The organism is Lelliottia sp. GFLA7, assembly GCF_056490165.1.
Window position 1 is genome coordinate 1 of sequence record NZ_JBWLAQ010000007.1, and the last position, 19,369, is coordinate 19,369.

Sequence of the window (19,369 nt, forward strand, 5' to 3'; positions counted from 1 at the left end):
GTAATGACATGGTATCTCTCGCATCCCACGGCATAAGCGACTCCGGAAAAGGGGTTCGTATGCCTTAGTTGTAAGTGTCTACCATGTCCCCGAACAAGTGTTCATGATGTCCCCGGACCGTACACCCACAGGGAGAGGGAGAAAAGATGCAGATTCTGCTATCCTGCCCCCGTATTTTTCAGAGCCTAACGGGATAGGCTCCAGGGGACAGCATGCTTAACATCGTACTATTCGAACCAGAAATTCCGCCGAATACCGGCAATATCATACGCCTGTGCGCCAATACCGGTTTTCGTCTGCATATCATTGAGCCGATGGGCTTTACGTGGGACGACAAACGCCTGCGCCGCGCGGGACTGGATTATCATGAATTTACGGCCGTCGTTCGCCATCACGATTACGCGGCCTTTGTAGCAGCGGAAAATCCGCAGCGCATGTTTGCTCTGACGACCAAAGGCACACCGGCGCACAGCGCAGTGAATTATCAGGAAGGCGATTATCTGATGTTTGGTCCGGAGACGCGTGGCCTGCCAGCCACTATTCTGGATGTTCTGCCCGCTGAGCAAAAAATCCGTATTCCAATGATGCCGGACAGCCGCAGCATGAATTTGTCTAATGCGGTGTCGGTCGTGGTGTATGAAGCCTGGCGCCAGCTGGGATATGCCGGCGCCGTGCTCAGAAGCTAGATACCGTCACCATACTCGAAGGTATGGTGAATGCCGTTGAAATGCTGATCCATATCCATCGCCGGTTTATCGCTCTCGGGTTTGCCCACGATTCGCGCTGGCACGCCTGCGGCGGTGGTGTGCGGTGGAACGGGTTGAAGCACAACCGATCCCGCACCAATCTTCGCACCACGTCCGACTTCAATATTGCCGAGAATTTTCGCGCCCGCGCCAATCATCACGCCTTCGCGAATCTTTGGATGGCGATCGCCACTGGTTTTGCCCGTACCGCCAAGGGTCACGGATTGCAGAATGGACACGTCATCTTCGATAACCGCCGTCTCACCGACAACAATGCCGGTGGCGTGGTCGAGCATGATGCCGCGACCGATTTTCGCTGCCGGGTGAATATCCACCTGGAAGGTCACGGAAACCTGATTTTGCAGGAAAATAGCCAGCGCACGACGGCCTTCGTTCCACAGCCAGTGGCCGATGCGGTAGGCCTGTAGAGCGTGAAAACCTTTGAGGTACAGCAGCGGCGTGGAGTATTTATCCACCGCCGGGTCGCGCGTTCGCACGGCCTGAATATCACAGGCGGCAGAAGCGATCATTTCGGGGTCGGCGGCATACGCCTCTTCAACGACTTCGCGAATGGCAATGGCGGGCATGATTGAAGAAGCGAGTTTGTTCGCGAGCATATAGCTCAGGGCGCTGCCGAGATCTTCATGCTTGAGTAACGTCGCGTGATAAAAACTGGCCAGCATAGGCTCGCAGTCGGCTAAAGCCCGGGCTTCGGCTTTAATATTGTTCCAGACGATATCCAGTTCTTCACACGGCATTGCATACTCCAGGCGTAATTAGACGACCGGTCAGTCTCTGCTGGCCGTGCCGTTGGGCGACAACGTTTCCCTGCATTAGCTACTGCTGCGCTCTTCCTTGCGTGAGCGACCTAATAAGGTCAATGCTGCCTCGCGCGCATTTTTTCCGCAATACAATACCTGATAAATTTCCTCGGTTATTGGCATTTCGACACCAAAACGGTGCGCCAATTCCCGAACTTCTTTGGTATTGCGATAGCCTTCAACCACCTGACCAATCTTTTCCTGCGCGCCCATCACATCCATGCCCTGTCCGAGCATCATGCCAAAGCGGCGGTTACGAGACTGGTTGTCGGTACAGGTCAGCACCAGATCGCCTAAACCGGCCATACCCATAAAGGTGGCAGGATCGGCGCCTAAGGCTTCGCCAAGACGCGACATCTCGGTCAGTCCACGGGTGATCAATGCCGTACGCGCATTCGCGCCAAAGCCGATACCGTCAGACATACCCGCGCCGATCGCGATAACGTTCTTCACCGCGCCGCCCAGCTGCACGCCGATAAAATCCGGGTTGCTGTAGACGCGGAAGCTTTTGCCGCAGTGCAGCAAATGCTGGAGATCGTCGGAGAAGGTTTGATCGGTTGACGCCAGAGAGATTGCCGTCGGCAGGCCAGCGGCCAGCTCTTTGGCAAACGTCGGTCCGGAGATCACGGCCAGCGGAATATCATCACCCAGCACTTCACGGGCTACATCCTGCAACAGACGTCCCGTTTCCGCTTCCAGTCCTTTCGTTGCCCACACGATACGCGCATCAGCACGCATCAGCGGCTTGATCTGGTGCAGCACCTGACCAAACACATGGCTTGGCACGACAACTAAGATATTGCGGCTGGCAGCAAGCGCCGTAGCGAGATCGCTTTCGAGGTGCAGCGAATCAGGAAAAGGAACATCAGGAAGGAACGCAACATTGCAGCGATCGTTCTGTAACGTCGCGATATGTTTAGGATCGTGGCCCCAAAGCACCACTTCGTGACCATTTCTTGCCAGGGTAATAGCAAGAGCAGTGCCGTACGAGCCGGCACCGATCACAGTCATTGACGCATTAACTGTACTCATCAGGCATCCTGATGTTCTTCAGTACCTTCGCCAGCTTGCTGCTGCAGATAGTTCATGAACAGCGCATCAAAGTTAACTGGCGCAAGGTTCAGTTGCGGGAATGTACCGCGGGATACCAGGCTGGTGATGCATTCGCGAGCATACGGGAACAAAATGTTCGGGCAGTATGCACCCAGGCAATGCGCCAGCTGATTACCTTCAATGCCGCCCACGGAGAAGATGCCGCCCTGCTGTACTTCGCACAGGAATGCAGTTTCTTCGCCCAGCGAGGCGGTGACGGTCACGCGCAGTACAACTTCATACACGTCGTCTGCCAGTTGGGTAGACGCAGTATCAAGATCAAGTTTAACCTCTGGCTGCCAATCTTTCTGGAAAACATGCGGCGCATTTGGCGCTTCGAAAGAGACATCCTTGGTGTAGATGCGCTGAATCTGGAAACTCATTTCGTTGTTGTTTTGTTCTGACATGGAAATACCCTTTTTAATTGTCCTAAAACGCTATTACAGCAGGGGATCAAGCCCGCCACGTGCATCAAGCGCATACAAGTCATCACAGCCGCCAATGTGCTGCGCATCAATAAAAATCTGCGGAACCGTCGTACGGCCACTACGTTTGATCATCTCTTCACGTTTTGCCGCGTCGCCATCGATAGGCAGTTCCTGAAAGGTGACGCCTTTGCTGCTCAGCAGTGCTTTCGCGCGATGGCAGAACGGGCAGGTCGCTTTGGTGTACATTTCGATATTGGCCATAACGTCGTTCCTCTTATTTACCGCGAACTAAAGGCAGATTCTCGCCGCTCCAGCCGGAGACGCCGTCTTTCAGCACATAAACCTTTTCAAAACCCGCCTTGATCAGCGCGCTGGCCGGATCCTGCGCCTGCATACCGGTACCGTCGACAACGATAATCGGCTGCGCTTTATGCTTGTCCAGTTCACCAACATTGTTTGCTTTGATTTCAGCAGGCAGCAGGTTGATAGAACCTGCAATATGACCTTTACGGAAATCATCACGCTGACGCAGGTCCACAACGACGGCGTCTTCTTTATTGATAAGACGCGTTGCTTCGCCACGAGTGATAACCTTAACTTTAGAAGTAAGGCCTTTGAAAGTGGTGAACAGCACAGCTGCCAGTAAACCAATCCACGCGATACTCAGTACCGGATGGCGGCTAACAAATTGCATAATTTCTTGCATGGGGGGTAACAACTCCCGACGTAGTGATAAAAAAACCAGGACAGGAGTATACCTGTGCGGTGTGGCAAATACAGCCAGCGGGAATAAGCTAATCCATTTTCTGCGGCATGCCACGAAAAAAATAATGCAAAATCGCCTTCATGGCCCCTGTCCCAACGTATTCTTTGATCTTCCGAGGCTACTTTATCGATTCAGCTGTAGTAAAATTACGCAAATTTTTTGTCTCTTGAGCATGAGGATGTCGCAATGTCGGTTTCTAAAAAACCTATGGTACTGGTGATTCTGGATGGTTATGGCTATCGCGAAGACAGCCAGGATAATGCCATTTTCAACGCAAAAACCCCGGTAATGGATGCGCTGTGGGCACAACGTCCGCATACCCTGATCGATGCGTCCGGCCTGGAAGTGGGTCTGCCAGATCGCCAGATGGGTAACTCCGAAGTCGGACACGTCAACCTGGGTGCGGGCCGCATTGTTTATCAGGATCTGACACGTCTGGATGTTGAAATTAAAGAACGCACGTTCTTCTCAAACCCTACGCTGACCGGTGCTGTCGATAAAGCCGTGAACGCAGGCAAAGCGGTTCACATTATGGGTCTGCTCTCTGCGGGCGGCGTTCACAGCCACGAAGATCACATCCTGGCGATGGTAGAAATGGCAGCCGAGCGCGGCGCAGAAAAAATCTACCTGCATGCTTTCCTGGACGGTCGCGACACCCCACCGCGCAGCGCCAAATCTTCCCTGCAAACCTTTGAAGATAAATTTGCCGAGCTGGGCAAAGGCCGTGTTGCCTCGATCATTGGCCGTTACTACGCAATGGACCGCGATAACCGCTGGGATCGCGTTGAGCAAGCGTATGACCTGATGACCCTGGCAAAAGGTGAGTTCCAGTTTGATACCGCCGTTGCCGGTCTGGAAGCCGCTTACGCGCGTGACGAGAACGACGAATTCGTGAAAGCAACCGTGATCCGTGCTGAAGGCCAGGCTGACGCCGCTATGGAAGACGGCGATGCGCTGATCTTCATGAACTTCCGTGCCGACCGTGCGCGTGAAATCACCCGTGCGTTCGTGAATGCTGATTTTGACGGTTTCGCCCGTAAGAAAGTGGTGAACCTCGACTTCATCATGCTGACCGAATACGCCGCTGACATCAAAGTGCCGTGCGCATATCCACCAGCTTCACTGGCAAACACCCTTGGCGAGTGGATGGCGAAGCACGACAAAACGCAGCTGCGCATTTCCGAAACCGAGAAATACGCGCACGTGACCTTCTTCTTTAACGGCGGCGTAGAAGAGCCGTTCAAAGGCGAAGACCGCATTCTGATTAACTCCCCGAAAGTGGCGACGTACGATCTGCAGCCAGAAATGAGCTCTGCTGAGCTGACAGAAAAACTGGTCGCGGCAATCACAAGCGGCAAATATGACACCATTATCTGTAACTATCCGAACGGCGATATGGTTGGCCATACCGGCGTGATGGAAGCAGCAGTGAAAGCGGTTGAAACCCTGGACCACTGTGTTGAGCAAGTTGCCAAAGCTGTTGAATCCGTTGGCGGTCAGTTGCTGATAACCGCCGATCACGGTAACGCTGAGCAGATGCGCGATCCGTCGACCGGCCAGGCGCATACGGCGCACACAAACCTGCCCGTTCCGCTGATTTATGTGGGTGAGAAATCTCTGAAAGCGGTGGAAGGCGGTAAGCTTTCTGACATCGCACCCACCATGTTGACGCTGATGGGGATGGAAATCCCGAAAGAGATGACTGGCAAGCCGCTGTTCATCGTGGAATAATCCTTCCCCATGAGGGGAAAGGCGATTTTTTCAATCACATGGGTCGTGAAGCCGCTACGGTTTTCAGTCAGACCTTTGCTTTACGCCAGCGCGCTTAGCGCTGGCGTATTGTTGTGCGCCACATCCGCCCACGCTGACGATCGCGATCAGCTCAAATCGATTCAGGCCGATATCGCCGCTAAAGAGCGCGCGGTTCGCCAGCAGCAACAGCAACGCGCTTCACTGCTTGCGCAGTTAAAACAGCAGGAAGAAGCCATTTCCGCCGCCGCGCGGAAATTACGCGAAACGCAAAACACCCTTTCACTGCTCAATAAGCAAATCGATGAGATGAACGCGTCGATTGCCAAACTTGAACGCCAGCGCGACGCCCAGGAACGTAATCTTGCCGCTCAGCTTGATGCGGCATTCCGTCAGGGTGAGCATACCGGTATTCAGTTGATTCTCAGCGGTGAAGAGAGCCAGCGCGGCCAGCGTTTGCAGGCCTATTTTGGTTATCTGAACCAGGCTCGCCAGGAGACCATCGCGCAGCTTAAGCAGACGCGCGAAGAGGTCAACACCCAGAAAGCGGAGCTTGAAGAGAAGCAAAGCCAGCAGCAGACCCTGCTTTACGATCAGCAGGCGCAACAGGCGAAGCTAGAACAGGCGCGGAACGAGCGTAAGAAAACGCTTTCCGGTCTGGAGTCATCGATTCAGGAAGGTCAGACGCAGCTCGGTGAAATGCGTGCCAACGAATCCAAACTGCGTAACAGCATTGCGCGTGCCGAAGCGGCAGCCAAAGCCCGGGCCGAAAAAGAAGCCCGTGAAGCGCAGGCCGTAAAAGATCGCCAGCAAGAAGCGTCGCGTAAAGGTTCAACCTATAAACCGACCGAAAGCGAGCGCTCGCTCATCTCGCGTACCGGCGGCCTTGGTGCCCCTCGCGGACAGGCGTTCTGGCCCGTACGTGGTTCGATTCTGCATCGCTATGGCGAACAACTGCAGGGTGAGCTACGTTGGAAGGGTATCGTTATTGGTGCTTCCGAAGGTAGCGAAGTCAAAGCCATCGCCGATGGCCGCGTGATCCTCGCCGACTGGCTGCAGGGTTACGGTCTTGTCGTGGTGGTTGAACACGGCAAAGGCGACATGAGTCTTTACGGCTATAACCAGAGCGCACTGGTCAGCGTAGGCACACAGGTCCGTGCCGGACAACCCATCGCCCTTGTGGGCAGTAGTGGCGGTCAGGGCCGCCCGTCACTCTATTTCGAAATTCGTCGCCAGGGTCAGGCGGTCAATCCACAGCCGTGGTTGGGAAGATAAGTTTTGCTTCAATTTCGTCGTCTTGTTTTATCCGTCATCAGCGCGCTGGCGCTGGCTTCACCGGTTTACGCAGGCAAACTTGCCATCGTCATTGATGATTTCGGTTATCGCCCACACAACGAGAATCAGGTGCTGGCGATGCCCACTGCCATCTCCGTTGCCGTGTTACCCAATGCCCCACATGCGCGCGAAATGGCGACCAAAGCCCATAATAGCGGGCACGAAGTGCTGATCCACTTGCCGATGGCGCCGCTCAGTAAACAACCGCTGGAAAAAGACACCTTACGCCCGGACATGAGCAGCGACGAGATCGAGCGCATTATTCGCGATGCTTACGGAAAAGTGCCCTTTGCCGTCGGACTGAATAACCACATGGGCAGCGCGATGACGTCGAGCCTGTTTGGAATGCAAAAAGTGATGCAGGCATTGGAGCGCTACAATCTCTATTTCCTCGATAGCATGACTATCGGCAATAGCCAGGCTCTGCGCGCCTCGCAGGGCACTGGTGTGAAGGTGATTAAGCGCAAAGTCTTCCTGGACGACACGCAGAACGACGCGGATATTCGCGCTCAGTTCAATCGTGCGGTTCAGCTCGCACGCCGCAACGGGTCGGCTATCGCGATTGGGCATCCCCATCCGTCCACCGTGCGCGTCTTGCAGCAAATGCTGCCAACGCTTCCGTCGGATATCACGCTGGTACGCCCGAGCGATCTGCTCAACGAGCCGCAAGTAGATACCTCACGGCCAGATACGTCATCGCCGCCAGGCACAAACCCAGCGACAAAACCGCGAAATCCGTTCAAGGGTGTGAGCCTCTGCAAGCCAAAACAGCCGCTGGAACCGGTGTATGCCACCCGATTCTTCTCGGTGATCGGCGAAAGCGTGGGCCAAAGCTCACTGGTGAAATACGTCCAGCATCAATGGCAGGGTTGGGATAGAAAGGCGTAATTTATTGCAGTCAGTCATCATTCGATGAGATGAGAGTCCACTGGCTTTTCCGCCGTGGACTTTTCTTTTTCGTTATCCTGATAGAGATACCAGGCCTTAAAATATTTCAAAAAACTGTATGAGACCGCGTACAGCCCCGTCACGATCCCCACTTTCCCCTGTCGCCATGCGCCGCTGAACAGATACCATTTGAAAAATGCACCCGTTGCGCTGATCACCCCGCGCCCAATAGACGGCCTCACTTTCTGGTATTTCACCAGCCGCGACGTGTAGCTATTCAGTTTATTAAAGACTTCATGAAGCGTGTAAAACGTGTCATGCCGCACGCGTCCCGGCATTTTGGTGGCCTGCACATTGCCTTCAACTTTGTCATCGACCGGACGGTGATTGAATCGCGCCCGAGTGCGATTGAACAGACGCACCGGATAATCCGGTGAGGAGATGGGATAAATCGTTCGCACTTCTTCGCCAAGCACATACCAGTAACGCGCAATACGCCAGGCAAAGTTGACCGGAGGCGCTTCGCCCGCTTTCAGTGCCAGGATGAAATCGACCGTTTCGGCATCCAGGATTTCGTCGCTGTCCATGCACAGCACCCAATCATGCGTTGCCAAATCAATCGCATAATTCATCTGTGCGCCGTGCATCGCGTAAGGATGATGATGGACAGAAAGACCGTACTCTCGACAGATAGCCAGAGTCGAATCAGTACTTCCGGAATCCACCACGATAAATTCGTCCGCAACAGTCAGTAACGGAGGCATAACCTCGCGCAGCAAGCGCGCTGAATTACAGGTCAATAAACAAACGGTAAGCTTGAGCATAGGCGCTGTAAAAGTAAACGAATGTTAAACAAACTTTATAAGCGTGTGGGTAAAAAAGCGAAGAAAAAGGCCAAATAAGCCGATCAGAGATGTGAAAAGTGTGAAATAGTCGAAAAAGCGCCCGAAGGCGCTTTCTTTTTTAATCCCAGCTCAAAATGACTTTTCCTGACTGGCCCGAGCGCATCGCGTCGAAGCCTTTCTGGAAATCATCAACCCCGAAATGGTGAGTAATGATCGGCGTTAGGTCCAGACCAGACTGAATCAACGCCGCCATCTTGTACCAGGTTTCGAACATCTCACGACCATAAATGCCCTTGATGAACAAACCTTTAAAGATAACTTTGTTCCAGTCGATCGACATATCTGACGGCGGAATACCTAGCATGGCGATACGTCCGCCGTGGTTCATGGTATCCAGCATCGAGCGGAACGCTGGCGGCGCGCCGGACATTTCCAGGCCCACGTCGAAGCCCTCGGTCATGCCAAGCTCGGCCATCACGTCGTTCAGGTTCTCTTTGGAGACGTCCACCGCGCGGGTGACTCCCATTTTGCGCGCCAGCGACAGGCGGTATTCGTTAACGTCGGTGATCACCACGTTACGCGCACCAACGTGTTTCGCCACGGCGGCGGCCATAATGCCGATTGGGCCAGCGCCGGACACCAGTACGTCTTCGCCGACCAGATCGAATGACAGCGCCGTGTGAACCGCGTTACCAAACGGATCGAAGATGGACGCCAGATCGTCAGAAATATTGTCCGGGATCTTGAAGGCGTTAAACGCCGGGATCACCAGATATTCCGCAAAACAGCCCGGACGGTTCACGCCTACGCCAACGGTGTTACGACACAGGTGCGTGCGTCCACCACGGCAGTTACGGCAGTGGCCGCAGGTGATGTGGCCTTCGCCGGAAACGCGATCGCCAATTTTGAAGCCCTTTACTTCCTGGCCAATGCCAACCACTTCACCGACATATTCGTGACCGACAACCATCGGCACCGGAATGGTTTTTTGTGACCATTCGTCCCAGTTGTAAATATGCACGTCAGTGCCACAAATCGCGGTTTTGCGAATTTTGATTAACAGATCGTTATGACCGACTTCCGGCTCCGGCACGTCGGTCATCCAAATCCCTTCTTCGGCTTTCAGTTTGGATAACGCTTTCATCACACGTCCTTAGGCAATCACGCCCAGTTGTTTGCCGATGCGGATAAAGGCTTCAACCGCACGCTCAATTTGTTCAGGTGAATGCGCCGCAGACATCTGGGTGCGGATACGCGCCTGACCTTTTGGCACCACCGGGAAGAAGAACCCGGTGACGTAAATTCCCTCTTTTTGCAGCTCACGCGCGAAGTTTTGCGCCACAACCGCATCGCCCAGCATCACGGGGATAATCGCGTGATCGGCACCCGCCAGCGTAAAGCCCGCCGCGCTCATTTTTTCGCGGAACAGACGGGCGTTGGACCACAGGCGATCGCGCAGTTCAGCGCCGGACTCGACCATTTCCAGCACTTTGATAGAGGCAGAGACGATAGCCGGGGCCAGAGAGTTGGAGAACAGATACGGACGCGAGCGCTGACGCAGCCACTCCACCACTTCTTTACGTGCGGCGGTGTAGCCGCCGGATGCGCCGCCAAGCGCTTTGCCCAGCGTACCGGTGATGATGTCTACCCGGCCCATCACGTCGCAGTATTCGTGGGAACCGCGACCGTTTTCGCCAACAAAACCGACTGCGTGAGAGTCATCGACCATCACCAGCGCGTCATATTTGTCGGCCAAATCACACACGCCTTTCAGGTTGGCAATCACACCGTCCATCGAGAACACGCCGTCGGTAGCGATCAGCACATGGCGAGCACCGGCTTCACGGGCCTCTTTCAAGCGTGCTTCCAGCTCCTGCATGTCGTTGTTGGCGTAGCGGAAACGCTTCGCTTTGCACAGACGCACGCCGTCGATGATGGACGCGTGGTTCAGGGCATCAGAGATAATCGCGTCTTCCGCGCCCAGCAGCGTTTCGAACAGACCGCCGTTGGCATCGAAACAGGAAGAGTAGAGAATCGCATCTTCCATGCCGAGGAAATCGGCCAGCTTCTTCTCAAGCACTTTGTGGCTGTCCTGCGTACCGCAGATAAAGCGCACAGAGGCCATTCCGAAGCCGTGAGTGTCCATACCCTTTTTAGCGGCAGCAATCAGCTCAGGGTGATTCGCAAGACCTAAGTAGTTGTTCGCACAAAAGTTGATCACATGGCTGCCATCAGCGACGGTGATATCCGCCTGCTGCGCAGAAGTGATGATACGTTCTTCTTTGAACAACCCTTCCGCGCGAGCGGTTTCCAGGTCGCTGTTTAACTGTTTGTAAAAATCACCACGCATTGCAATTCTCCAGACTCGGCAAATTTCGGCACATATTATCCAAACCTATACGTCGATACGAGATGACGCATCATGAGTTCTCGTTTTTGCAGCATAAATCACGTGTAGCATTTATTGCATATAAACAAAATCATTCAAGCTGCATCAAGGCGGCAAGCGAAGAAATCCCCGCGAGCATAGATAACTATGTGACCGGGGTTTCTGAGCGCAGCCAACGCAGAGGTAGCTTGAAGGATGAAGTGCATATCGGTGAATGGCTGAAGGGTCGCCATACTAATGATATGATATGAATATTAGCGTCCGGGATTGTCCCCGGACTCCACACTTCAAAGGTTACAGTTATGATCATCGTTACCGGCGGCGCAGGCTTTATCGGCAGCAATATTATCAAGGCCCTGAATGACAAAGGCATCACCGACATTCTGGTAGTAGACAACCTGAAAGATGGCACCAAGTTCGCAAACCTGGTGGATCTGAACATTGCCGACTACATGGATAAAGAAGATTTTCTGATCCAGCTTATGGCGGGTGAAGAGTTCGGCGAAATCGAAGCCATCTTCCATGAAGGCGCGTGCTCTTCCACCACCGAGTGGGACGGCAAGTACATGATGGATAACAACTATCAGTACTCTAAAGAAGTGCTGCACTACTGCCTGGAACACGAAATTCCGTTCCTGTATGCCTCTTCCGCGGCCACCTACGGCGGGCGTACGTCTGACTTTATCGAATCCCGCGAATACGAGCAGCCGCTGAACGTGTACGGCTACTCCAAATTCCTGTTCGACGAATATGTGCGTCAAATTCTGCCAGAAGCGAACTCTCAAATCGTTGGCTTCCGCTATTTCAACGTCTATGGTCCGCGCGAAGGTCACAAAGGCAGCATGGCGAGCGTTGCTTTCCATCTGAATACCCAATTGAACAACGGCGAAACCCCGAAACTGTTCGAAGGCAGCGACGGCTTTAAGCGCGATTTCGTCTACGTAGGCGACGTGGCAGCGGTCAATCTGTGGTTCTGGGAAAACGGTGTATCCGGCATCTTTAACCTGGGCACAGGCCGCGCAGAATCCTTCCAGGCCGTGGCTGACGCCGCGCTGGCCTTCCATAAAAAAGACAGCCTCGAGTACATTCCGTTCCCGGAAAAACTGAAAGGCCGCTATCAGGCATTCACACAGGCAGACCTGACCAACCTGCGTGCTGCCGGTTACGACAAGCCATTTAAGACTGTCGCCGAAGGCGTAGCGGAATATATGGCCTGGCTGAATCGCAACTGAGTGAATCCCCGGGCGCATTGGATAACGATGTAACGGGGGTGAACAAAAGCAGCCAACGCAGAGACAGTTTGAAGGATGAAGTGAATGAGAATACTGGTGATCGGCCCGTCATGGGTGGGCGACATGATGATGTCGCAAAGTCTTTATCGCACGCTCAAGGCGCGCTATCCCCAGGCGATCATTGACGTGATGGCACCGGCGTGGTGCCGTCCGCTTTTATCGCGCATGCCGGAAGTGAACGAAGCGATCCCGATGCCGCTCGGCCACGGGGCGCTGGAGATCGGTCAACGCCGCAAGCTGGGTCACATTCTGAGTGCGAAACGTTACGACCGCGCTTACGTGCTGCCTAACTCCTTTAAATCTGCTCTCGTGCCTTTCTTTGCGGGCGTGCCTCACCGTACCGGCTGGCGTGGCGAAATGCGCTACGGTTTGCTGAATGACGCGCGCGTGCTGGATAAAGAGGCCTGGCCGCTGATGGTCGAGCGCTATGTTGCTCTGGCGTACGATAAAGGCGTGATGCGCACGGCGAAAGATTTACCGCAGCCGCTGCTGTGGCCGCAGTTGCAGGTGCATGAAGGCGAAAAATCGCAAACCTGCAATGCCTTTAACCTCTCTTCAGAACGCCCGATGATTGGTTTCTGCCCTGGCGCAGAGTTCGGTCCGGCAAAACGCTGGCCGCACTATCACTACGCCGAATTAGCCAAACAGCTGATCGACGAAGGCTATCAGATTGTGCTGTTCGGCTCGGCGAAAGATCACGAAGCGGGCAACGAAATCCTCGCGACGCTGAGCAATGAACAGCAGGCCTGGTGTCGTAATCTGGCCGGTGAAACGCAGCTCGAACAGGCGGTGATTTTACTGGCCGCCTGTAAAGCGGTGGTGACGAATGACTCAGGTCTGATGCACGTTGCGGCGGCGCTCAATCGCCCACTGGTCGCGCTTTATGGCCCAAGCAGCCCGGACTTCACGCCACCGCTGTCGCACAAAGCTCGCGTCATCCGCCTGATCACGGGCTATCACAAAGTGCGAAAAGGTGATGCCGCCGAAGGCTATCACCAGAGCCTGATCGACATTACGCCGCAGCGCGTCCTCGACGAACTCAACGATCTGCTGTTGAGCGAAGAAGGATAACGAATGCGGGTACTGATCGTTAAAACCTCTTCAATGGGCGACGTCTTGCATTCCCTGCCGTCGCTGACGGATGCGATGCGTGCCATCCCTGGTATCCGTTTTGACTGGGTCGTGGAAGAAGGCTTCGCGCAGATCCCGACCTGGCACGAAGCGGTCGACCGCGTGATCCCGGTGGCGATTCGCCGCTGGCGTAAAGCCTGGTTTTCCGCGCCGGTGAAAGCCGAACGCAAAGCCTTTCGCGAGGCGGTACAGGCTCAGCAGTACGATGCAATTATCGACGCGCAGGGGCTGGTAAAAAGCGCCGCGCTGGTGACGCGTCTGGCGCACGGTGTGAAGCACGGTATGGACTGGCAAAGCGCGCGCGAGCCGCTGGCGAGCCTGTTCTATAACCGCAGCCACCGCATCAGCAAGCAGCAGCACGCTGTCGAACGCACCCGCGAATTGTTCGCCAAAAGCCTCGGTTATCACAAACCTGAAGCTCAGGGTGATTACGCTATTTCGCAGCATTTCCTGCGTGGCGCGTCGCAAGACAACCAGCCTTACTTAGTTTTCCTCCACGCCACTACCCGTGACGATAAGCACTGGCCGGAATCACACTGGCGTGAGCTAATTGGTTTGCTCAGCGAATCCGATATACGCATCAAACTTCCGTGGGGGGCACCGCATGAAGAGGCGCGCGCCAGACGCCTGGCGGACGGCTTTGACTATGTTGACGTTCTGCCTCGCATGAAGCTGGATGGTGTGGCGCAGGAGTTGGCGGGCGCAACGGCGGTGGTGTCGGTTGATACCGGCCTCAGCCACCTGACGGCTGCGCTGGATCGTCCTAATATTACGCTCTACGGCCCAACGGATCCGGGTCTGATTGGCGGCTACGGAAAAAATCAATATATCTGCCGCCCTGAAAATTCTTCGCAGTTGAGCACGCTCAGCGCCACTGCGGTTTATGCGCAATTAGAGCCTTTGCTGGCAGCAGAGAGAGCCTATGTCTGAATTTTTCTCAGCGGAGCGTCCACCCAAGCGCGTGCTGATCATCAAGCTGCGTCACCATGGTGACGTTTTGCTGACCTCTCCGGTCTTTACCGTATTGAAAAAAAACTGGCCGGACGTCGAAGTTGACGCGCTGGTGTATGACGACACCCAGGCGATGCTCACCAGCCATCCACATATTGATCAGGTACATACGATAGGCCGTAACTGGCGCAAAAAAGGCTGGTTTGAGCAGTTCCGTCTGTATCGTGCGCTGGTGAATACCCTCAAAGGCCGCCAGTACGACGTGCTGATTAACCTGACTGAACACTGGCACGGTGCGCGTCTTGCGCGTCGTCTAAAACCGCGCGTATCCGTGGGTTTCAAACCGGACAAACGCAGCGGGCTGGCGCGCCGTCGCTGGGTGAAATCCTTTACGACGCTGTATCCCGCCATTCAGGACAACAGCCGTCATATGGTGGAAGTGAACCTGGACGCGCTGCGTCGCATCGGTATTCACCCGCAATGTGATGAAGATAAACATACGCTGTTCGTTCCTGGCGATGCAGCGGAAGCATCAATCGCCGAAAAACTGGCAGGATTCGGGCTGACCTCAAAATCGTATATTTTGGTGCATCCCACTTCGCGCTGGATGTTCAAGGCCTGGGAAATCAATAAGCTGGCGGCGACGATCAATAATCTCGCGTCCCGGGGGCTGCCGATCATTCTCTCCGCTGCGCCGTCAAAAGAAGAGTCGGCTTACATGGATGAGCTGCGCGCTGCGCTCACTCACCCTGTCTTTGATTTAAGCGGACAACTCAATCTGAAAGAGCTCGGCGCGCTGATGAAACACGCGCGTGTTTACTTTGGCGTGGACTCCATGCCGATGCACCTCGCCAGCGCCGTTGGCACCCCAACCGTCGCCATCTTTGGCCCGACCGGGGCAATAAAATGGGCACCGTGGGGCGTGAATTATCGCGTGATTACCGCCGGATTTACCTGCCAGCCTTGCGGCAAAGCAGGCTGCGGTGACGGAGGCGTTTCCGACTGCATCACGGCGATTACCCCGCAGCAGGTCTTGAGCGCGATCGATACGATGCTGCTGGAAACCCTTTCATGAAGCTGGCGATCGTTCGACAGACTTACAATCCCAACGGCGGTGCGGAGCGTTTTGTCTCGCGCGCGCTCAACGTGCTGGCGCAGGACACCGAACTCGACGTCACGCTGATCGCGCGCCAGTGGGAAGACGCCGCTGGCTGGCAGACGCTGACGGTGAATCCGCCCTTTCGCAATCGTCTGAGCCGCGAATCGGGTTTTGCCGAGGCCGCCGCCGCGCAGTTTGCCGGGTTCGACATTGTTCAAAGCCATGAGCGAATTCCGGGCGCCACGATTTTCCGCGCGGGCGACGGCGTGCATGCCACCTGGCTTGAGCAGTACAGCCGCATTTTGTCACCGCTGGCGCGCTGGGCGCAGTCCCTAAGTCGCTATCACCGCTACATTTTGCAGGCAGAAGCGCAGATGTTTACCCATCCGCAACTGCGAAAAGTGATCTGTAATTCGAAGATGGTGCGCGATGACATCACCCGTCGTTTCGCCTTGCCGGACGACAAGCTGACCGTTATCTATAACGGCGTCGATACCGCCCATTTTAGCCCGGACGTTCGCGCGTTTTCGCAGCGTGATGCGTGGGGCATTCCGCATACTGCACCGGTGCTGGCATATGTCGGTTCAGGATTTAGCCGAAAAGGTGTGGCGACAGCGCTGCATGCGATTGTGCCGGATTCGGATGTCTGGTTGTTGATCGCGGGTCGCGATAAACACGCACGCAAATTCGAAAAGCTGGCGGCAACGCTGGGCGTGGCTTCACGCGTGCGTTTCCTGGGACCCGTCGCGGATGTGCGTCAGGTATACGGCACAGCCGATGCCCTGATTTTACCTACACTTTACGATCCCTTCCCGAATGTCTGCGTTGAAGCGCTGGCCTGTGGATTGCCGCTATTAACCAGCCACGGTTGTGGCGCAGCAGAGTGGATTGAGGAAGGCGTGAACGGCTGGGTGCGTGACGCGCTGGATAGCCAAGGTTATCAGCAGGCGATCGGCGAATGGTTAAAAGGCCGCGAACAGGGCGTTAACTATTCTGCGGCGGCGCGCGCCACCGCAGAACCTTACACTCTGGATCATATGGCTAAAGAGTTGCAGGCACTTTATCGCGACGTGCTGCGCTGAGCCGCATCGGAAAAGACTTTCTCCATCGCATCCAGCATGCACTCGCGAGTGAAATGGGCGCACAGGTAATCGAATCCTTGCTGCGCCAGTGTCTCGCGAAGATTTGCATCGTCATACAGTTTAACGATCGCATCTTGCAGCGCAGATTCATCACGTTGAGCAATCAAAATCCCGGTTTTACCATTGATCACCGCATCTGCGGTTCCACCCGCGTCGGTGGCAATGGTGGCTATCCGCGATGCCAGGGATTGCAAGACGCCCTGCGGAACGCCTTCCATGTCGTGCGACGGACTCAGGGCGATATCAAACGCCGGGAACCATCGCTCAGGATCGCTGCGATGTCCTGCCATCAGCACGCGCTGCTGTAATCCCAGCGCCACAATTTCTTGTTCCAGCGTCGCTTTATGCGGGCCTTCCCCGACAATCGCCAGCTTAATGCGCGGATTGTCGATCTTTGCCAGCGCGCGCAGCAACACGCTATGGCCTTTATTCGGACGCAGATGCGAGACCACGCCGAGCCAAAAATCATCCTGCGAAAGTCCGCAATGCTCTCTGGCATCCTGTTTATCCGCCGGATGAAAGCGTTGCGTATCAACTCCGCTCGGTACGGACGTGCTTTGCGCCATCGGAACGCCGATATCCGCCACCTGATGGCGGAGCGCTTCACCCGTCGTCACGATGTGGGCACAGGCGTTGCGAAACAGCCAACGGGTTGTCCAGTTTTTGCGCGGCACACCCGATGCATGGCGCGTGCGCACCAGCGGTACTGGATTCGAAAGCGTGAGATTAGCGAGTGCCACCAGCCAGGTATCGGCTGAATTGTGACTATTGATGGCATCAATAGATTGGCGATGCTGTTTGAGCCAGTGGCGGAGTAATTGCAGGTTTTTGAGATTTTTACGCCTTAATGGCATGGTCACGACTGTCAGCCCGGCATTCTGTGCCAACGCGTGCAACGGCGCGCTTTCCGGGCAGAGAATAGTCACCTGATGACCGCGTTGAATCAGCCCGAGCGACTCATTAATAATTCGTAATGGTTGCCCGCCTTTGCCGCCGTCTGCTTCAGTGTGAACAATGTGCATAAATTTCCTGTTGATGGGCTGAACGCTGCCTAATCAAGGCATTATATACGCTGTCAGCGGTATAATGTACAAAGTCAGGCCCCTCTTAAAATTAGCGGATTATTCTTGCTTACAAACATTGTCCTTCTGTAGTTAGGGCTTCTGTGGTAATTTTCTCTGGCTTTTATTCCCTCCGGATATCCGTGGAATTAACGTACAGCGTTGTTAACTAACCGGTTTAAAAGCCGAAATTCTTAACCAGTACCATAAATATGACAAATACTCGTAACATCCTGACGGGCCTTTTAGCCCTGTCTGTACTGGCTTTGTGTTTTGTCTGGCCAATACCTAATGACCAGCTTCCATTTCATCGCAATGGCCTGATCTATCCCATCGTTGTGGTCACGCTGGGTCTTTTCTTCAGCTCATCCACAGCGAAAAAAAATCTTAACTTCAGTAAAATTAAGTTCGTGCTCATTGCGATATGGGTATTAACTTTTTATATCCTGATTAACGGTTTTTTTGTCACGCCTGATATTAAAGAGATGGTGTCGACCTGGGACGGGCAATGGCTGCGACCGGTTTTACTTTTCTGCGCAGGCCTGGTCCTCTTACCCACTCTTCAAAGCCAGGTACCCTCGATTTCTGCCGCACGATTCTTCACGCTGGTCGTTCTCTTTTTCTGGGGCGTCGTGTGCATCCATTTATTGGATACGATTTGGCTCTACTGGCGTGACGGTGTGATTCACTGGGGTGAAACGCGGATAGTCTTTAACCGCACGCGCATGAGTTTCCAGGTGAATATGATCACCGGTTTTATTCTGGCGGAACTGTTGGCGCGCGGCTTGCTGCATCAGCGTTTTTTACGCCTGAAAACCTCAGTCCTTGCGCTGATGTTAGTCTGCAACCTGGTCTGTACCGCATTAGTTGATACTCGCTGGGGCACTATCGGCCTGGTGGGTAGCCTGTTCTCGACCTTTGTGTTGTTAAGCTTCCATAATATGCGACGCAGTCGCGTAGTGCTCACGGGCAGTATTTTGATCGCTATCATTATCGCCTCCGTGTTACTGGGGTACGCATCCTGGAAAACTGACCCTCGCTGGCAAAGCCTTGAAAGTGATGCGATCACTGGTTGGAATGCTCCCTTTACCAGCTTCTGCTACAACAAAACAAACGGGATTATTCCTCGAAATGAGGCCGGTCGGCCGATGAACCATTCCAACGGTTGTCGCGCCAGTTTCTTCCGCCAGGGTTGGGGTTTGGTCGCTGAACACCCCGCAGGCATGGGACCGCGCAAAGAAGCGTTCCGCTACGTACTGCGTCGCGATACTCAGGATAACCGGATTAATATTCCACACAGCCATTACGGTCTGATTGAATTTGGTATCCAGAATGGCATTGCAGGGATTGCGGGCTGGCTGATTTTGCTGGCGGGTTGTTGGTACGTCGGCTGGCGTGAATTCCGCCACGGTAACTCGATGGTGGGGATGTTCTTGCTGCTGTTTACCATCGGCTTCTTCTCCAGAACCATGGTCGATCACAACCTCAAAGATCATTACCTGGAACAATATATGCTCTTGACCGGGCTGCTTATCGGCATGTGCGCGCAACGCACGGCAAAAGATAAAGAAACCCTTTCCTGAGAACCTGTAGCGAGCGCCAAATAGAATACCCGTTGGCGCTCGCCTGTCGTC

General features: G+C 54.5%; 19 protein-coding genes. 10 read left to right on the top strand and 9 right to left on the bottom strand.

What is annotated here, in order from left to right:
* Positions 1–212: 212 nt before the first annotated feature.
* Positions 213–686, top strand: a complete 474-nt coding sequence (gene trmL, locus AC07RN_RS16780; RefSeq protein WP_478336876.1) for a tRNA (uridine(34)/cytosine(34)/5-carboxymethylaminomethyluridine(34)-2'-O)-methyltransferase TrmL — start codon at positions 213–215, stop codon at positions 684–686.
* On the opposite strand, the gene cysE is transcribed toward trmL, so the two are convergent.
* The 5 genes from cysE to AC07RN_RS16805 all read right to left on the bottom strand — a co-directional run bounded on the left by cysE (position 683) and on the right by AC07RN_RS16805 (position 3,793).
* Positions 683–1,504 carry a serine O-acetyltransferase gene (cysE, locus tag AC07RN_RS16785; RefSeq protein WP_011915394.1) on the bottom strand — a complete coding sequence of 274 codons (822 nt, stop codon included), beginning with the start codon at positions 1,502–1,504 and terminating at the stop codon, positions 683–685. The genes trmL and cysE overlap by 4 nt on opposite strands.
* 75 nt (positions 1,505–1,579) lie before the next feature.
* Positions 1,580–2,599 (bottom strand): NAD(P)H-dependent glycerol-3-phosphate dehydrogenase, encoded by a 1,020-nt coding sequence (gene gpsA, locus AC07RN_RS16790; protein WP_235134432.1) that lies wholly within the window; start codon positions 2,597–2,599, stop codon positions 1,580–1,582.
* Positions 2,599–3,066, bottom strand: a complete 468-nt coding sequence (gene secB, locus AC07RN_RS16795) for a protein-export chaperone SecB (RefSeq protein WP_011915392.1) — start codon at positions 3,064–3,066, stop codon at positions 2,599–2,601. The genes gpsA and secB overlap by 1 nt, the downstream gene beginning before the upstream one ends.
* A gap of 33 nt (positions 3,067–3,099) precedes the next feature.
* The gene (gene grxC / locus AC07RN_RS16800; protein ID WP_059180467.1) at positions 3,100–3,348 is read right to left on the bottom strand and encodes a glutaredoxin 3; all 249 of its coding nucleotides are present in this window, start codon (positions 3,346–3,348) and stop codon (positions 3,100–3,102) included.
* 13 nt (positions 3,349–3,361) lie between these two features.
* On the bottom strand, positions 3,362–3,793 hold the full coding sequence (locus tag AC07RN_RS16805) for a rhodanese-like domain-containing protein (RefSeq protein WP_011915390.1): 432 nt from the start codon (positions 3,791–3,793) through the stop codon (positions 3,362–3,364).
* Positions 3,794–4,039: 246 nt separating this feature from the next.
* Between AC07RN_RS16805 and gpmM the strand changes: the two genes are divergently transcribed.
* Genes gpmM through AC07RN_RS16820 form a run of 3 tightly spaced genes read left to right on the top strand, consistent with a single transcriptional unit; the run spans position 4,040 to position 7,825 of the window.
* Complete coding sequence (gpmM, locus tag AC07RN_RS16810; protein WP_478336877.1) at positions 4,040–5,584, top strand: 2,3-bisphosphoglycerate-independent phosphoglycerate mutase; 1,545 nt, start codon at positions 4,040–4,042, stop codon at positions 5,582–5,584.
* A gap of 33 nt (positions 5,585–5,617) precedes the next feature.
* Entirely contained in the window at positions 5,618–6,877 is a 1,260-nt protein-coding gene (gene envC, locus AC07RN_RS16815) for a murein hydrolase activator EnvC (RefSeq protein ID WP_235135802.1), read from the top strand.
* A gap of 3 nt (positions 6,878–6,880) precedes the next feature.
* On the top strand, positions 6,881–7,825 hold the full coding sequence (locus tag AC07RN_RS16820) for a divergent polysaccharide deacetylase family protein (protein ID WP_011915387.1): 945 nt from the start codon (positions 6,881–6,883) through the stop codon (positions 7,823–7,825).
* Positions 7,826–7,842: 17 nt separating this feature from the next.
* On the opposite strand, the gene AC07RN_RS16825 is transcribed toward AC07RN_RS16820, so the two are convergent.
* From AC07RN_RS16825 to kbl, 3 genes are all read right to left on the bottom strand, one after another.
* Positions 7,843–8,649 carry a glycosyltransferase family 2 protein gene (locus tag AC07RN_RS16825; protein ID WP_449555340.1) on the bottom strand — a complete coding sequence of 269 codons (807 nt, stop codon included), beginning with the start codon at positions 8,647–8,649 and terminating at the stop codon, positions 7,843–7,845.
* A 139-nt stretch (positions 8,650–8,788) separates the two neighbouring features.
* Positions 8,789–9,814, bottom strand: a complete 1,026-nt coding sequence (gene tdh, locus AC07RN_RS16830) for an L-threonine 3-dehydrogenase (RefSeq protein ID WP_235134428.1) — start codon at positions 9,812–9,814, stop codon at positions 8,789–8,791.
* Between the two features lie 9 nt (positions 9,815–9,823).
* Positions 9,824–11,020 carry a glycine C-acetyltransferase gene (gene kbl / locus AC07RN_RS16835; RefSeq protein WP_449555341.1) on the bottom strand — a complete coding sequence of 399 codons (1,197 nt, stop codon included), beginning with the start codon at positions 11,018–11,020 and terminating at the stop codon, positions 9,824–9,826.
* A gap of 341 nt (positions 11,021–11,361) precedes the next feature.
* Here kbl and rfaD point away from each other — a divergent pair, with 341 nt between their 5' ends.
* From rfaD to AC07RN_RS16860, 5 genes are all read left to right on the top strand, one after another.
* Positions 11,362–12,291 carry an ADP-glyceromanno-heptose 6-epimerase gene (gene rfaD / locus AC07RN_RS16840; protein ID WP_011915383.1) on the top strand — a complete coding sequence of 310 codons (930 nt, stop codon included), beginning with the start codon at positions 11,362–11,364 and terminating at the stop codon, positions 12,289–12,291.
* Positions 12,292–12,375: 84 nt separating this feature from the next.
* Positions 12,376–13,422: an ADP-heptose--LPS heptosyltransferase RfaF gene (rfaF, locus tag AC07RN_RS16845; RefSeq protein ID WP_133632088.1), complete on the top strand. Its 1,047-nt coding sequence runs from the start codon at positions 12,376–12,378 to the stop codon at positions 13,420–13,422.
* Positions 13,423–13,425: 3 nt separating this feature from the next.
* Positions 13,426–14,412, top strand: a complete 987-nt coding sequence (gene rfaC, locus AC07RN_RS16850) for a lipopolysaccharide heptosyltransferase RfaC (RefSeq protein ID WP_478336878.1) — start codon at positions 13,426–13,428, stop codon at positions 14,410–14,412.
* Positions 14,405–15,508 (top strand): putative lipopolysaccharide heptosyltransferase III, encoded by a 1,104-nt coding sequence (rfaQ, locus tag AC07RN_RS16855; protein WP_235134424.1) that lies wholly within the window; start codon positions 14,405–14,407, stop codon positions 15,506–15,508. The genes rfaC and rfaQ overlap by 8 nt, the downstream gene beginning before the upstream one ends.
* Complete coding sequence (locus tag AC07RN_RS16860) at positions 15,505–16,614, top strand: glycosyltransferase family 4 protein (protein ID WP_478336879.1); 1,110 nt, start codon at positions 15,505–15,507, stop codon at positions 16,612–16,614. The genes rfaQ and AC07RN_RS16860 overlap by 4 nt, the downstream gene beginning before the upstream one ends.
* Here the strand turns inward: AC07RN_RS16860 and AC07RN_RS16865 are convergent.
* On the bottom strand, positions 16,593–17,696 hold the full coding sequence (locus tag AC07RN_RS16865) for a glycosyltransferase family 4 protein (protein ID WP_478336880.1): 1,104 nt from the start codon (positions 17,694–17,696) through the stop codon (positions 16,593–16,595). The genes AC07RN_RS16860 and AC07RN_RS16865 overlap by 22 nt on opposite strands.
* A 251-nt stretch (positions 17,697–17,947) precedes the next feature.
* Between AC07RN_RS16865 and AC07RN_RS16870 the strand changes: the two genes are divergently transcribed.
* The gene (locus AC07RN_RS16870) at positions 17,948–19,318 is read left to right on the top strand and encodes an O-antigen ligase family protein (RefSeq protein ID WP_478336881.1); all 1,371 of its coding nucleotides are present in this window, start codon (positions 17,948–17,950) and stop codon (positions 19,316–19,318) included.
* Positions 19,319–19,369 lie beyond the last annotated feature (51 nt).